This is a genomic window from Acidobacterium sp. S8 (assembly GCF_009765985.1).
In the GTDB taxonomy this organism is placed as follows: domain Bacteria; phylum Acidobacteriota; class Terriglobia; order Terriglobales; family Acidobacteriaceae; genus Alloacidobacterium.
Map to the genome: position 1 here is coordinate 294,129 of NZ_LMUM01000037.1, position 14,642 is coordinate 308,770.

Here is a 14,642-nt window from a genome sequence, read left to right on the forward strand (position 1 = left end):
TTCGGCAACCTGTGGTGTGGCTCTGCGTTTATGCGGATGTAACTCAGGAGCTGATGTTCATGAAATACACCACTGCCGGACTACTCTTACTCTCAGCGCTTGCTCTTCTCGCCGGATGCTCCAGTCACCCCGCATATTATGTCGCTCCGCCGCCGCCACCGGGTCCGGCAGCATACGCTGAACCTCCGCTCATTCAGGCTGCCCACCAGAACGGTTTCGCCGAAGGCGTGAATGTGGGTGAGCGGGATCGCGTAGATGGCCACAGCTATCGCCCGACCAACAGCAGGTTATATGCGAATACGCCCGGCTATTCTCCGCAGCTTGGCGGACCATTCTGGCAGTATCAGTCGGCGTATCGCGATGCCTACATGCGCGGCTACCGGAAGGGCTACCAACGCGGATAAGGGAACCATTGAGGCGCGGCATCGTATACCATTCAGAGCGAAACGATGCTGCGTCTGATTTCCCCATACGATGCGCAGCAAGACTGAGCAGGAGATCCCACGATGCAAAGCCGTATTACCGGAACCACCATGCCCGTCCTCGAACTGTTGTTAGAGCCGAATGACGTTGTCATTTCGGAAGCGGGAGAACTTTCCTGGATGACCAGCTCGATCCAGATGACGACTCACACGCAGATGGGCGGCGGAGGCGGACTCTTTGGAGCGCTGCGCCGGGTTGCCGGTGGCGGCAGCCTTTTTATGACGGAATATCGTGCGGTTGGAGCCGCTGGTGAAGTTGCTTTTGCAACCCGGGTTCCCGGTCATATCGTTCCTGTGGAAGTGGGCGGCGGACACGAATACCTCATCGATCGTCATGGATTTCTCTGCGCCACTCCGCAGATTCAACTGGGCGTCGCCTTTCAGCAATCACTGGGCGCGGGCATCTTTGGTGGCGACGGCTTCATGCTGCAAAAGGTCAGCGGGCAGGGTACGGCGTGGCTCGAACTCTCGGGTGAGCTGATCGTGAAGGACCTCGCGCCTGGAGAGGTGCTTCGCGTTCATCCCGGTCACGTCGGCGCTTTTCAGGGCACAGTGTCGTTTCAGATCACCCGCGTTCCGGGCATTCGCAACATGATCTTCGGCGGCGATGGGATTTTTCTCGCCCAGCTAACCGGCCCCGGCCGTGTCTGGCTACAGACGCTTCCCATCTCCAAGCTGGCACACCAGTTGATGCAGTACATGCCATCAGAAGGACGCAGAGAGACATCTGAGGCTGGAGTGGTCGGCGGTATTGTGGGCTCCATCCTTGGTGGAATGAAGTAGCCAGGATCACGCGATCACAGTAGAGTGTCGAGCTTTGCAGCCGCAGGACCGGCGAATGACCAGCTCTACCGGGAGCACGATGCGGCTTCCTTCCTCGGGAAATTCATCGCGCTTAATGCGGTCGAAAAGCAGGTTCGCTGCCACGCGGCCCAGCTCAGATGCGGGCTGGCGCACGACGGTGAGCGTCGGATGCAGAATGTCAGCGAGTTCAAAGTCATCGAAGCCGACGAGTGCGACCTCTTCCGGTACGCGGACTCCTTTTTCAAGCAGAGCGTGCAGCGAGTAACGCGTGGTGAGATTGTTTGCGGTAAAAAAGGCAGTGGGTGGATTCTTGCCCTGAAGCTGGTTATCGATAATTTCAGCAGTCGTTTCCTCGGATGAACAGTCAAACGTTGCCGACGGCTCCAGATGGCTTTCCTGCATGGCCCGGCGGTATCCCTCGAAGCGCGAGCGCACGGTATAAAGATTCCGGTTGAAGCCGAGGAACAGAATGCGCTTATGATCATGCTGTTGAATCAGGTGCTGCACGGCACGCTTGGCGCCGCTCTGGTTCTGCACCTGCACGGAGTCGAGACGCGCATCGTGCACGGGGCGATCCAGAGTAACAATGTGCGTGCCGGCAAATTCGGCCTGGCTGACGCGTGATTTACGGATGTCCGCCGGGATGATGAGCATCCCTTCGACGTGACGCTGCAGCATCGACTGGGCTTCATTGAACTCAGTGACTGGGTCTTCGTTGGATGTGGTGAGGATGACGGAGTAGTTATGTTCACGCGCAACCGTGTTAACAGCGTGGGCGCAGGTGGCGAAGAACGGATCGAAAAGATAAGGAACAATGAGCCCGATGGTGCGCGACTTGAAGCTGCGAAGTGCCCGTGCCATTTCATTAGGACGGTATCCCAGCTTTTCGATGGCACGGTAGACGCGTTTCGCGGTCTCTTCCGTGACATTGGCGGAGCCATTCAACACGCGCGACACGGTCATGGTACCGACGCCGGCCACGCGCGCGACATCGTTCATGGTAGGTTTTCGTTCCATACGTGAGGCGATGTTATATGACCATCGCATCCGCCGGAAGCACCATCAACTGTTCAGCGAATGGAAGAAGGGAAGCATAGCTGCGCCGAGCAGGCCCGAATCGGAACCAAGCTCAGCGGCGACGACGTTTGTACGGCCTGCTTCCAGAACAAATGGGTCGGCCGGCTTGCTAAGGCGGTAGACATAGCTGCCGCGTTCTAACTCAGCGAACATAGCCGGTGCGAAGAGATCCCATGCAGCTACCACGCCTCCACCGATGACATAGAGCGGCATATTGAGAGTGCTGACCAGGCTGGCCAGTCCGATTCCCAGCGCCTCGCCTACGCCTTTGTATACTTGTTTCGCGTCTGGGTCGCCGGCCAGAGCGGCTTCCGCGAGACTGCGTGCGGTGACGGAGCCGTTTCCATTTTGCTTGGCAAGAACAACGTGCTGTCCGGCGCGGGCAATGGCTGTGGCTGAGGCATATTGTTCCAGGCATCCGCGAGTGCCGCAGCCGCAGGGCAGGCCATCGTGATACACGGGAACGTGTCCCGCCTCGCCGCCCATTCCATTGAAGCCGTGCCAGACATGGCCATTCAGGATAATACCGCTGCCGACGCCGGTTCCCAGCGTGAGCATGCAGAGCGATTGATAGCCCGAACTCTTGCCGGCTCCTGCGTGGCATTCTGCCAATGCGGCGGCGTTGGCGTCACATTCTACAAATACCGGAAGCCTCAGGCGACTTTCCAGCTCCGTTTTCAGCTCCAGTCCTTCAAAACCGGGCAGGTTCGGTGGCTCCAGCAGCCGTCCCGAAGGTAATTCGAGTGGACCAGGACTTCCGACGCCAACGCCGACCAGCTTCTCGCGTCCACCGTAAACAGCGATGAGTTGTTTGACGGCTCCGCACATATCGTCAAGAACGGCGCCAGGACCGTCCAGCACTCGCGTCGGCAGGGTGATAGCTTCAAAGCGAGTCCAGTCTGCTCCGTAAGCGGCGATGCGAAGATTGGTGCCGCCCAGGTCAATGCCGATCGAATACGTACTCATGCGCAGGAAAACATACCTCTTATCTGTATTACGCCATTGATAACGTTATCACATCAACAGAAGAAGAATTCCAATTTCCAAAGTCTCTATTTGCCCGCTTCAACGAGTGCGGCTTGCATTGAAAGAGGCATCAGCGGGATCAGTTCGTCAACTTGTTTAAAGAATTTCATCTCGAATGTTTTCTTTCGGGATTACCCTCCGAGGTACCTGCTGGAATTTCACGGCGATCCACAGAGGTGCTCACGTTATAGTTTGGTTGGCGACTCTCACGACCCTGCTCAGGCGTGGCTAAGACAGATACCTACAGAAACGGCACGGTGCTGGCCGAGGAAGAGACAGCAGACGAATTTCTTCGTCCTGCGGCTCCCACGGTTCCGCGCACGCGATCGCAGCGCTCTGTTCCTCGGCGGCAAGAGAACGAGGCGGACGGCGAAGAGGTTTTCCTGCGCTCGCGCAGGCGTGTTCCTGTCCGGAAGGGCGTTCTGCCTGGCTTCCTCACCAAGACCATGCCCGGACGCATCATGCTGGGCACGTCAGCGGCGATCGTGGTCGCAATGTTTGTTTTGGCAGGGATGGCAGTTAAAAACTTTCTCGATCACGATCCTCGTTTCCGTATTGACTCGGCTTCCGCCATTCAGATCGACGGCAACAGCCAGTTGACGCGCGCGGCCCTGTTGACAGTCTTCGGCTCTGATATTGGCCGAAACCTCTTCTTTGTCCCGTTGACAGAACGCCGCAAGGAACTCGAGCAGGTTCCCTGGGTAGCGCACGCGACCGTGATGCGCGTGATGCCGAACCAGCTGCGCGTCTCAATCGTCGAGCGTTCGCCGATTGCCTTTGTGCGCGTCGGCAACCAGGTCAAGCTGGTCGATGGCGATGGCGTCATTCTCGACATGCCGGCCGCAGCGCTGGCGGCCAAACATTATTCCTTCCCGGTCGTGACCGGCATCAATCCGCAGGACCCGCTCTCGGTGCGCCATCCACGCATGCGGCTTTACCAGAAATTTATGAATGAAATCGACTCGACCGGCGAGAAGCTCTCGCAGCAGATGAGCGAGATTGATATTTCCGATCCGGAAGATGTGCAGGGTCTGGTTTCTTCAGGCAATTCCGATATTCTGCTGCATTTCGGTGAGGACAATTTCCTCAATCGCTGGCGCGAATACCAGGCGCATCTGGCGGAGTGGAAGCAGCAATATCCACATCTCGCTTCAGTAGATCTCCGCTATGACCGCCAGGTAGTCTTGAAGATGACGCCGGATGCTCCGCAGGAGAGCGCTCCGGTCGCAAGTTCGCCCGCTCCATCTTCGCCCGTAGCTGCGCCTGCACGGAAAACAGTGGCAAAAGCCCATCCCATAGCGCACCCCCACAGGAAGAGAGCATGAGCCAGAAGACCGAAAACCTGCTGACGGTGCTCGACGTGGGAAGCGCGAAAACACGTGTGCTGGTGGCTGAATTGCATGAAGGCGCGTTGCGTTTTCGCGGGTACGGCGAGACCGAATCGACCGGCATGCGCAAAGGACTTGTTGCCGACCTGAAAAATGCTACCCAGTCGATCAACAAGGCAGCGACCACAGCCGAAGGCATGGCCATGGAAACGATTGACCACTGCGTAGTTGGTATCGGAGGCGGCCATATACGCGGACTCAACAGCCGCGGGGGCGTAAGCCTGGGAACGCGTCTGCGCGAGATCACCCGCGAAGATGTACGCGCTGCCGTCGATCGCGCCCGATCTGTGTCTCTGCCCAATGATCGCGAAATCATCCACCTGCTGCCGCAGCAGTTCATCCTCGACGAGCAGCCGGGAATTCATGATCCCGTCGGCATGGTGGGCAGCCGTCTTGAAGTGAACCTGCACATCTCGACCGCCTCGGCTTCCGCGCTGCAGAGCGTAGTTACCTGCGCGAATAAAGCAGGGCTTGAGGTGACGGAATCAGTTTTTGAAGCGATTGCCGCAGCCGAAGCGACCGTATCCGCCGATGAGCGCGAGCTTGGTTCATGCCTCATCGACATTGGAGCGGATTCGACCGAGCTGGTCGTCTTCTTTGAAGGTTCGGTTGCGCATACTTCGGTGATCCCGATCGGCGGCAGCCACTTCACTAATGATCTTGCCGTCGGCCTGCACATTTCTGTTCCGGAAGCGGAGTGGATCAAGTGCAATTACGGGCATGCCGTGGTGACCAGCGTCTCTTCGTCCAATGAAATCGAGTTGCAGGGAATGCCGGGGCACTCGCCGCGCACCGTCAGACAGCGCTATATCAGCGAAATTCTCGAGCCTCGCGCCCGCGAGCTCTTCCAGTTGCTGCGCGAGAATCTGCGTCAGGGCGGAGTGCTGGAAGCGCTGGGCGCGGGCTGCGTACTCACCGGCGGTGGATCGCGTTTGCCGGGACTGCTCGACACCGCAGAGAGCCTGCTGCGTGTTCCAGCGCGTATCGGGACACCTGTGCCGCTTTCGCGCATGCCGGAAGAACTGATTGCACCGGAATATACAGCTTTAGTTGGAATGCTTTTGTATGCCCACCGCACCAGCGTGACCCGTGCGGCGGAAGACCAGGGACTGCGCGCAAAGCTGCGCGCCATCTTCGCAGGAAGTCTGTAGGAGCACAAATGAACCCGTCAGAAGAAATCCGTATTCAGTACCACGAACAGCTCCCGCACGGAGCGAAGATCAAAGTCATCGGCGTCGGCGGCGGCGGCGGCAATGCCGTCAACCGCATGATTTCAGCCCGTGTCGAGGGCGTTGAATTCATCACCGCCAACACGGACGCGCAGGCGCTACAGCTTTCGCAGGCCCCGGTCAAGCTGCAGCTGGGAATGAAGCTCACCAGCGGTCTCGGTGCAGGCGCGAACCCTGACGTGGGCCGCCGCGCTGCGCTCGAAGATTCGGAAAAGATCATCGAAGCGCTCGAAGGCGCCGACATGGTCTTTGTCACCGCCGGTATGGGCGGCGGCACAGGAACCGGCGCTGCTCCGGTCATCGCATCGCTTGCCAGCGAAATGGGCGCTCTGACGGTCGCTGTCGTGACGAGGCCTTTCGGTTTTGAGGGCAAGCGGCGCATGATGCAGGCCGACCGCGGCATGCAGGAGCTGCTCGACAGTGTCGACACGATGATCGTGATCCCCAATGAAAAGTTGCTGGCTGTCGCCAAGGATGCTGGCTTCTTCGAATCCTTCCGCATCGCCGATGACGTGCTCCGGCAGGGCGTTCAGGGCATTTCGGACATTATTACGATTCCGGGTATCATCAACCGCGATTTTGCCGATGTAAAGACCACGATGGCAGGCATGGGTTACGCAGTCATGGGCACGGCGATGCGCGGAGGCGAAAACCGCGCGATCGAAGCAGCCCAGGCAGCTATGGCGTCACCGCTGCTTGAAGATGGAGCCATCGACGGAGCTAAGGGCATTCTCATCAATATCAGCGGATCCAGCTCACTGAAGCTGAGCGAGGTGAATGAGGCTTCGACGTTGATTCAGAACGCGGCCCATGAAGATGCGAACATCATCTTCGGCGCGGTGCTCGATGAATCGATGGGCGACGATGTGAAGATCACCGTCATCGCCACCGGCTTCCGTCAGGATATGCCGGAGCGTCGTGAACGCATGCTGACTGCCGCATTGCGAACGACGTCTTCAGCCCGCGTCCATGTCGAGACTCGCGGAGAAGGTGCGCTAGAAACGCCACGCTTTATGAGCGAGGACGAGAACGAAACGCCCCGCCGTAAGATCCCGGTCACTGTGGCGCCAGTTCCAGAACCGGTCCATATTCCCGAACCGGTGCATCTCGCGGAGCCGGTAGCTGCGGTAGCTGTAGCCGAGCCTTTTCCGCCAATTGACGTTTTCGGGATCGCACATGAGGAAGAATCGGGCGAAAATCTGGATATTCCTGCATTTATGCGCCGCGGGGGTTTGTAAAATAGAGATGGATGGGTATATTAGGGACATCGCTCGACCGAGCCCCATCCATCATTTATAAAATGAGTGTATTTCCCGGAGTGGAAACGAGATAGCCCATTTCGGAACCATCAGGGTAGGTTGGTAGTTTTGCAGGAAGTTCAGACTGTTTCTGTGCGTACGATGCAATTCAGAGTAGCTGAGCTCAGGATGGATCTATAGATGAAACGCATAGCAAATTTCGCTCTCCTGTTAGGACTGGCCGCGTTGCCGGGATCGCTCTATGCCGGGGATACCAACACGACCCCGCATCATTCGACCCGCCACTCGCACGCGCATGTTCAGGAATCTGCAAATGCGACCCAGCATATCTCGCATCTTCAGCACAGCCGTCGGGCGGCATCTACGGCTGCGGTGAGCCATGGGCATGTTCGCCACGCCAGCCTGACAAGCCGGCATCATCGCTCCTATGAACGGTTTACTGGAAACTCATTTACCGATATCGATATTACGAACAGCGATCTGATTGGCGGAGAAGATCCCGTGGTCCGGCAGGCGGCTATCGACGCGCTGGGAAATATGAACGGCACCGTAGTCGCCATTGACCCCAGCAATGGCCGCATCCTGGCGATGGTCAACCAGAAGCTGGCCCTTTCGAGCGGTGCAGAGCCCTGCTCGACCATTAAGGTTTCAGTTGCATTGGCCGCTCTCGAGGAAGGCATCATCACCAAGGACACGCCGGTGAATCTTGGCGGTTCCTATCATATGAACCTGACCGAGGCCCTCGCACATTCCAACAATCTCTATTTTGAGACGCTGGGCCGCCGGCTTGGTTTTGAGCGCGTTCGCCACTACGCCAACCAGTTCGGCCTGGGTGAACTGGCCGGTTACAACATACCCAATGAGCAGCTTGGCATCTACCCCGACCAGGAGTTGCCGGAAAGCAAGGGCGGCGTAGGCCGTATGTGCTCTTTCGGCGAGAGCGTTTCGATGACGCCCCTGCAACTCGGTGCGCTGGTCTCAGCTGTCGCCAACGGCGGAACTCTGTATTATCTGCAGCACCCAACGACCGTAGATGAAGTCACCAATTATCAGCCGCGCATCAAGCGCACACTCGATATCGGCAAAATCATCCCGGAGATTCAGGACGGCATGCACGCAGCGGTTCAATACGGCACTGCGCGTTCGCTGAAGGCCAACTTCAATCAGTTTCCGGTGATGGGTAAGACCGGTACCTGCTCCGATAACGGCACCCGCTTTGGCTGGTTCGCCTCTTATGCCGATACGCAGTACGGCCGCATCGTCACCGTCTTCTTCCTCGAAGGCGGACGCCCGACCTTCGGACCAAAGGCCGCCGAACTGACTGGCCTTTTCTACCGCAACCTGTGGGATAAGAGCTACTTCGCGGCCAAGCAGCCTGCGGAAACGACGACCGCGAAGACGGCTTTCGGAGTCAGCGAATAACGCATCTCAACTTGCGACAGAACGGCCTCCACATCGGAGGCCGTTTTCATTCAGTTACTATTTTCAGGACATGAAAATTCTCACCGCAGACGAGATGCGCGCCGCAGACCGCGTAACCACAGACCATTACGCAGTGCCTTCGCTTGAACTGATGGAGCACGCCGGGCACGCGGTCGCCCGCTTCGTGCTGGCCGAATTCCCGCAGGCGGAGCGGATCACCGTCCTCTGCGGCAAGGGCAACAATGGCGGCGATGGATTTGTAGCGGCGCGTGCACTCGCCGCAGCAGGGCGTAAGGTAAAGGTGCTGTTGCTTGGCTATCCCGCAGATCTGAAGGGCGATGCGAAAGAAATGTTCGAGCGCATGGAGCTGGCGCCCGTTCTCGCGCCGGACGAAGCCGCACTTGACTCCGCCCAGATCATCGATCTGTTGAAGGAGTCGGATCTCTTTCTCGACGCGGTTGTGGGCACAGGTTTCAAGCCTCCGCTCAAGGGAGTGGCGCTGGCGTTGCGCAATCGCATCAACAGCCTTGTTGCTCCTGTCGTGGCCGTCGATCTGCCGTCGGGTTGGGACGCGGATTCTCGCGAGTATCTGGCCGACGGTGCTTATCGCGCCGACGCTGTGGTGACCTTCACCGCCCCGAAGCTTGCCCATGTTTGCGGCAACCTGACAGACAGCGCGCATAAGCCAATCGTCGTTGCGGGAATCGGCTCACCGGATGAGGCGATCACGTCCGAATTGAACCTCACATGGGCGGGAGCCTCGAAGCGCGTGACAGAGACACCGCGTCCCGCCGAGAGCAATAAAGGTAAATACGGCCACGTGCTGGTCATCGGAGGCTCTTACGGCAAAGCAGGCGCACCTTCGATGGCTTCGCTGGCCGCGTTACGCACGGGCGCTGGATTGGTCACCGCAGCAGTAGCCCAGCCCATTCTTGACGCTGTCGCGCGCATCACTCCGGAGCTGATGACGATTCCTCTTCGCGCAGGTAGCCAGGGCGAGATCAGCAGCAGCAATCTTGACGCCGATACTCTGAAAGAACTCCTCGACAAGAAAACCGTGCTCGCTATAGGCCCCGGTCTTGGGCAATCGCCTGAAACCGAAGCCTTTCTTCTCGGACTGCTAGAGAAAACAAATCTTCCCACTGTTCTCGATGCAGATGCTCTCAACATCCTCGCCAAACACAAAGAAAAAATCGATGGACGTAACCGATTGCTAGTGCTGACACCTCATCCGGGAGAAATGGCGCGGCTCGCCGGCATCAGCACCAGCGAAGTACAGGCCAACCGTGAGCCGCTGGCCCGTGAATTTGCGATGAACCATCGCGTCACGCTCGTACTCAAAGGTTGGCGTACCTTGATTGCCCATCCTGATGGCAGCATCGCCATCAACACCACTGGAAACCCCGGCATGGCGAAGGGAGGCAGCGGAGACATTCTCACCGGCATCGTCGCTGCGATGCTGGCGCAATACCCGCACCTTGCAGGTGAGGCAGTGAACGCCGCTGTTTACCTCCACGGCCTCGCCGCCGACTTTGCCGTGCGTGAACAGGATGAGCACACTTTGCTGGCGACCGACACCATCGCGCATCTTTCAACAGCTTTTCGCTTTCGTTCCGAGGACAAAGGCGGGTATGTTTGGATACAGGGGATGCCACGATGACACAGGCGACAGGCACGAAAGTCCACGAGTTCGAGACAAACAACGCCGCCGACACGATTCGTGCAGGCCACGAAATCGCGAAATTGCTCACGCCCCCCAAGTTTCTCATCCTGAAGGGCGACCTCGGCGCGGGCAAGACTACGCTCGTCAAAGGCATCGCCGAAGCACTCGACGCCGCCGATCCGGATGAAGTCACGAGCCCTACCTTCACGCTCATCCATGAATATGAAGGCACGAGGCATGAGCACGGTAAAGACGAGCCAGTGTTGCTCTACCATCTCGATCTGTATCGAATCGAGCAGGAGCGCCAACTCGATTCGCTCGGACTTGACGAAATTGCGACGCCCGACAGCATCGTGCTCGTCGAATGGGGAGACAAATTTCCAAGTGTTGCCAAGCGCAGCAATGGCGAGATTGTGATGAAGTCTACTGGCGGCGATTCGCGCAAAATCACGCTGACCCTAAAAGACTAGAGCTTCCGTACGAATGCCGTCGTTCAGAAAGACTAGCTTCCGAATGCTGTCATTCTGAGCGTAGCGAAGAATCCAGAAGAACCGCCAGCGTAGTTGCATCCGTCAGCGATCTTTGGATTCTTCGCTGCGTTCGGAATGACGTCACTCACGATGAGGGATCTTTTTCTCTAGCGCCCGCGGCTCTTATCATCCACAATCTGATAAAGGATGAAACCAGCAAGCGTGTCGCAAGCCATCGAAACGCCTCCTATCACCGCACATCATGATCTGAAACAGACGCTCGGCACCTGGCAGCTTTGGGGCATCGCAGTCGGCCTCGTCATATCCGGCGAATACTTCGGGTGGAGCTATGGATGGGCGAGCGCAGGTACGCTCGGCTTCCTTGTAACGTCGCTGGTGATCGCAGCGATGTATGCGACCTTCATCTTCAGCTTCACTGAATTGACCTGTTCCATCCCTCACGCCGGCGGCCCTTTTGCCTATGCGCGTGCTGCCTTCGGTCCTATCGGCGGATACTTTGCAGGCGCGGCTACGCTGGTGGAGTTTGTCTTTGCTCCGCCGGCCATTGCATTGGCAATCGGTGCTTACCTCAATGTGCAATTTCCGGCGCTGGCTCCAAAACACGCCGCGCTCGGCGCGTATCTCGTCTTCATGGCGCTCAACATCATCGGTGTGCAGATAGCCGCCGCCTTTGAGCTTCTGGTCACACTGCTGGCGATTTTCGAACTGTTAGTCTTTATGGCCGTGGTCACACCCGGCTTTCATTTCGCCAATTTTCTTCGCGGTGGGTGGGCGGGCAGCGATCATCTCACTTTGCATGCTGTGCCCGGAATCTTTGCGGCGATCCCGTTTGCGATCTGGTTCTTTCTTGCGATTGAAGGCGTCGCCATGGCCGCTGAAGAAGCGAAAGATCCGAAGCGATCGATTCCAATTGCATATATCGCAGGCATCGTTACGCTGGTGGCGCTTGCGTTAGGCGTAATGATTTTCGCCGGCTCCGCAGGCGATTGGACCAAGCTCGCCAATATTAACGATCCGCTGCCGCAGGCGATGAAGATAGTCGTCGGGGTGCGGAGTGGATGGCTGCACATGCTGGTCTGGCTCGGACTCTTCGGGCTGATCGCCTCCTTTCACGGCATCATTCTCGGCTACTCGCGGCAGATATTTGCCCTCGCACGTGCCGGCTACCTCCCGCGTTTTCTCGCGAGTATCCATCCGCGCTTCAAGACGCCCTGGCTCGCCATTCTCGCCGGAGGAGCAGTTGGCATCGCCGCCATCTACAGCGATCAGCTCATCACCTTCGGCGGCCAGACGCTGACGGCGAACATCGTCACCATGTCGGTCTTCGGCGCCATCCTGATGTATATCCTCAGCATGCTGGCCCTCTTTCGCCTGCGCACGACGCGTCCCGATTTGCATCGCAGCTATAAAGCGCCGCTCTATCCATTCTTTCCTGCGTTTGCGCTGATTTGCTCCATTCTCTGCATGGGGACGATGCTTTATTACAATCGCCTTGTCGCGCTGGTCTTTCTAGGGTTACTGGCCGCGGGATTCATCTACTTCCTGCTTACTCGCCGCCAGCGCGAACACGCAGCCGACTCAACACCACTGTCATCGTCCTGAGCGCAGCGAAGTCGAAGGATCTCGAGTTTGCTTCGATCGGCATGAATGCAAAGCCTTACACTATCTGTGACATCATGGCCTACACGCACACCATCGGTAGCCGAATCTGGCGCTTCAACGGCCTGAAGACGCTGCTTGCCAAGGCGAGCCCTGCACGCTCCGGCGACGAGCTGGCCGGTGTCGCAGCGGAAAGCGAAGAAGAACGCATGGCTGCGCGCATGGCATTGGCCGATGTTCCGCTGAAGCACTTCCTCGAAGAAGCTGTAATTTCCTATGAATCCGATGAAGTCACGCGGCTTATTTTCGATACGCATGATGCCGGAGCCTTCTCCGAGATCGGCCATCTCACGGTGGGCGATTTTCGCAACTGGCTGCTCAGCCACGCAACCGATACCGAGACGCTCACGCGCATCGCACCAGCCATTACGCCGGAGATGGCCGCAGCTGTTTCCAAGTTGATGCGCAATCAGGATCTGATTCTCGTCGCGCAGAAATGCCGCGTCGTCACGCGTTTTCGCAACACCATCGGACTACCGGGACAGATGTCAGTGCGCCTGCAGCCGAATCATCCGACTGACGATGCTAAAGGCATCGCGGCATCGATGCTCGACGGATTGCTCTATGGCTGCGGAGATGCCGTCATCGGCATCAACCCCGCCAGCGACAGCTTGAGCGCTGTGATAACGCTGCTCGATATGCTGGACAAATTTCGTGAGCGGTATGAAGTGCCAACGCAGTCATGCGTCCTCACGCATGTGACGACGACGATACAGGCAATCGAACAGGGCGCACCCGTCGATCTTGTCTTTCAATCCATCGCCGGAACAGAAAAAGCAAATGCCAGCTTTGGCGTCAATTTGACCCTGCTCAAGGAAGCGCACGAAGCGGGATTGTCTTTGAGTCGTGGAACCGTCGGCAATAACGTGATGTACTTCGAAACGGGGCAGGGAAGTGCTCTCTCTGCCGATGCGCACCACGGCGTCGATCAGCAGACCTGCGAAGCACGCGCATATGCTGTTGCGCGTGCCTTCAGCCCGCTGCTGGTAAACACAGTAGTGGGATTTATCGGACCTGAATATCTATACGACGGCAAGCAGATCACGCGCGCGGGATTGGAAGATCACTTCTGCGGCAAGCTACTCGGACTGCCCATGGGCTGCGACATCTGCTACACCAACCACGCCGAGGCCGATCAGGATGATATGGACACGCTGCTCACGTTGCTGGCCGTCGCAGGCGTGAACTTCATCATGGGAGTCCCCGGAGCCGACGACATCATGCTCAACTACCAGAGCACATCCTTTCACGACGCGCTGTATGTGCGTAGCGTTCTCGGACTAAAACGAGCGCCGGAGTTTGAGGCATGGCTGGAAAAAATGGGCATCACCAGCCAGGATGGCAACCTCTCAGAACGCCTGCTGCCTGGCGCTGCGCGATTGCTCGAAAGTGCATGAGCGAAATCATCGAGAATCCGTGGACGCGGCTGCGCAGCTTCACGGGAGCGCGCCTCGCTTTAGGCCGCGCAGGAGACAGCCTGCCGACACGCGAAGTTCTTGAGTTCGGTCTGGCGCATGCGCAGGCGCGCGATGCCGTGCATCATGCACTCAACACCGAAGCTCTTACCTTGGACATAGCCGCGCAGTGCCTTGAATCGATCACAGTACAAAGCGCCGCGCAAGACCGGGCCGAGTACCTCCGCCGTCCGGATCTGGGGCGGAAGTTAAACGCTGAGAGCCACTCTCGATTAACCTCGCTTTCAAAATGCGACTTGGTTTTTATCGTCGCCGATGGCCTTTCGGCGATTGCGCCCGAGCATCACGCCATCCCTATGCTGCAACAAATGAAGCACACGCTGGAAAGTTGGCAAATCGCTCCTGTCATCATCGCCACGCAGGCCCGTGTCGCGCTCGGCGATGAGATCGGCGAATTACTGAAAGCAGAGATGACGGTGATGTTGATCGGTGAGCGCCCCGGACTTAGCTCGCCTGATAGCCTCGGCATCTATCTCACTTACGATCCGCGTGTAGGACGCACGGATGCGGACAGGAACTGCATCTCCAACGTGCGCCCTGAGGGATTGAGCTACGAGGCCGCAGCGCACAAACTGTATCACCTGATGCTTGCTGCGCACAAAATCGGACACTCCGGCGTCGCACTCAAAGACGAAAGCGATCAGCTGCGACTTTCCTGACAATTGAC

The 14,642-nt window shown here is 57.9% G+C and carries 13 protein-coding genes; 11 read left to right on the forward strand and 2 right to left on the reverse strand.

The window, feature by feature from the left end; translation table 11 throughout:
* The first annotated feature begins 59 nt into the window (after positions 1–59).
* Together GSQ86_RS19975 and GSQ86_RS19980 are read left to right on the forward strand one after the other, a co-directional pair.
* Positions 60–404, forward strand: coding sequence for a hypothetical protein (locus GSQ86_RS19975; RefSeq protein WP_158751939.1), 345 nt, complete (start codon positions 60–62; stop codon positions 402–404).
* 102 nt (positions 405–506) lie between these two features.
* The gene (locus GSQ86_RS19980; protein ID WP_158751940.1) at positions 507–1,265 is read left to right on the forward strand and encodes a TIGR00266 family protein; all 759 of its coding nucleotides are present in this window, start codon (positions 507–509) and stop codon (positions 1,263–1,265) included.
* A 6-nt stretch (positions 1,266–1,271) separates the two neighbouring features.
* On the opposite strand, the gene GSQ86_RS19985 is transcribed toward GSQ86_RS19980, so the two are convergent.
* Positions 1,272–2,285, reverse strand: a complete 1,014-nt coding sequence (locus GSQ86_RS19985; RefSeq protein WP_216841222.1) for a LacI family DNA-binding transcriptional regulator — start codon at positions 2,283–2,285, stop codon at positions 1,272–1,274.
* Between the two features lie 63 nt (positions 2,286–2,348).
* Positions 2,349–3,329, reverse strand: a complete 981-nt coding sequence (locus tag GSQ86_RS19990) for an ROK family protein (protein WP_158751942.1) — start codon at positions 3,327–3,329, stop codon at positions 2,349–2,351.
* 284 nt (positions 3,330–3,613) lie between these two features.
* Here GSQ86_RS19990 and GSQ86_RS19995 point away from each other — a divergent pair, with 284 nt between their 5' ends.
* The 9 genes from GSQ86_RS19995 (at position 3,614) to eutC (ending at position 14,634) form a co-directional block, all read left to right on the forward strand.
* A complete protein-coding gene (locus GSQ86_RS19995) occupies positions 3,614–4,714 on the forward strand; it encodes a cell division protein FtsQ/DivIB (protein WP_158751943.1) in 1,101 nt (366 codons plus the stop codon).
* Positions 4,711–5,928 carry a cell division protein FtsA gene (gene ftsA, locus GSQ86_RS20000; protein ID WP_158751944.1) on the forward strand — a complete coding sequence of 406 codons (1,218 nt, stop codon included), beginning with the start codon at positions 4,711–4,713 and terminating at the stop codon, positions 5,926–5,928. The genes GSQ86_RS19995 and ftsA overlap by 4 nt, the downstream gene beginning before the upstream one ends.
* Before the next feature lie 8 nt (positions 5,929–5,936).
* The gene (gene ftsZ / locus GSQ86_RS20005) at positions 5,937–7,244 is read left to right on the forward strand and encodes a cell division protein FtsZ (RefSeq protein ID WP_158751945.1); all 1,308 of its coding nucleotides are present in this window, start codon (positions 5,937–5,939) and stop codon (positions 7,242–7,244) included.
* A 201-nt stretch (positions 7,245–7,445) separates the two neighbouring features.
* Complete coding sequence (locus tag GSQ86_RS20010) at positions 7,446–8,687, forward strand: penicillin-binding transpeptidase domain-containing protein (protein ID WP_158751946.1); 1,242 nt, start codon at positions 7,446–7,448, stop codon at positions 8,685–8,687.
* Positions 8,688–8,757: 70 nt separating this feature from the next.
* On the forward strand, positions 8,758–10,347 hold the full coding sequence (locus GSQ86_RS20015; protein WP_158751947.1) for an NAD(P)H-hydrate dehydratase: 1,590 nt from the start codon (positions 8,758–8,760) through the stop codon (positions 10,345–10,347).
* A complete protein-coding gene (gene tsaE, locus GSQ86_RS20020) occupies positions 10,344–10,820 on the forward strand; it encodes a tRNA (adenosine(37)-N6)-threonylcarbamoyltransferase complex ATPase subunit type 1 TsaE (protein WP_158751948.1) in 477 nt (158 codons plus the stop codon). The genes GSQ86_RS20015 and tsaE overlap by 4 nt, the downstream gene beginning before the upstream one ends.
* Positions 10,821–11,027: 207 nt before the next feature.
* A complete protein-coding gene (gene eat / locus GSQ86_RS20025; protein ID WP_158751949.1) occupies positions 11,028–12,443 on the forward strand; it encodes an ethanolamine permease in 1,416 nt (471 codons plus the stop codon).
* Positions 12,444–12,484: 41 nt separating this feature from the next.
* Positions 12,485–13,897 carry an ethanolamine ammonia-lyase subunit EutB gene (locus tag GSQ86_RS20030; RefSeq protein WP_305782174.1) on the forward strand — a complete coding sequence of 471 codons (1,413 nt, stop codon included), beginning with the start codon at positions 12,485–12,487 and terminating at the stop codon, positions 13,895–13,897.
* Positions 13,894–14,634, forward strand: coding sequence for an ethanolamine ammonia-lyase subunit EutC (gene eutC, locus GSQ86_RS20035; RefSeq protein ID WP_158751950.1), 741 nt, complete (start codon positions 13,894–13,896; stop codon positions 14,632–14,634). Before GSQ86_RS20030 ends, eutC begins: the two co-directional genes overlap by 4 nt.
* The last annotated feature ends 8 nt before the right edge of the window (positions 14,635–14,642 follow it).

Bases quoted from the DNA above. Each gene is read 5' to 3' on its own strand.
- GSQ86_RS20015 (WP_158751947.1), top strand. From the start codon at position 8,758: ATGAAAATTCTCACCGCAGACGAGATGCGCGCCGCAGACCGCGTAACC.
- GSQ86_RS19990 (WP_158751942.1), bottom strand. From the start codon at position 3,329: ATGAGTACGTATTCGATCGGCATTGACCTGGGCGGCACCAATCTTCGC.
- GSQ86_RS19980 (WP_158751940.1), top strand. From the start codon at position 507: ATGCAAAGCCGTATTACCGGAACCACCATGCCCGTCCTCGAACTGTTG.
- GSQ86_RS20030 (WP_305782174.1), top strand. From the start codon at position 12,485: ATGAATGCAAAGCCTTACACTATCTGTGACATCATGGCCTACACGCAC.
- GSQ86_RS19985 (WP_216841222.1), bottom strand. From the start codon at position 2,285: ATGAACGATGTCGCGCGCGTGGCCGGCGTCGGTACCATGACCGTGTCG.
- eat (WP_158751949.1), top strand. From the start codon at position 11,028: ATGAAACCAGCAAGCGTGTCGCAAGCCATCGAAACGCCTCCTATCACC.
- GSQ86_RS20010 (WP_158751946.1), top strand. From the start codon at position 7,446: ATGAAACGCATAGCAAATTTCGCTCTCCTGTTAGGACTGGCCGCGTTG.
- ftsZ (WP_158751945.1), top strand. From the start codon at position 5,937: ATGAACCCGTCAGAAGAAATCCGTATTCAGTACCACGAACAGCTCCCG.
- tsaE (WP_158751948.1), top strand. From the start codon at position 10,344: ATGACACAGGCGACAGGCACGAAAGTCCACGAGTTCGAGACAAACAAC.
- ftsA (WP_158751944.1), top strand. From the start codon at position 4,711: ATGAGCCAGAAGACCGAAAACCTGCTGACGGTGCTCGACGTGGGAAGC.
- GSQ86_RS19975 (WP_158751939.1), top strand. From the start codon at position 60: ATGAAATACACCACTGCCGGACTACTCTTACTCTCAGCGCTTGCTCTT.
- eutC (WP_158751950.1), top strand. From the start codon at position 13,894: ATGAGCGAAATCATCGAGAATCCGTGGACGCGGCTGCGCAGCTTCACG.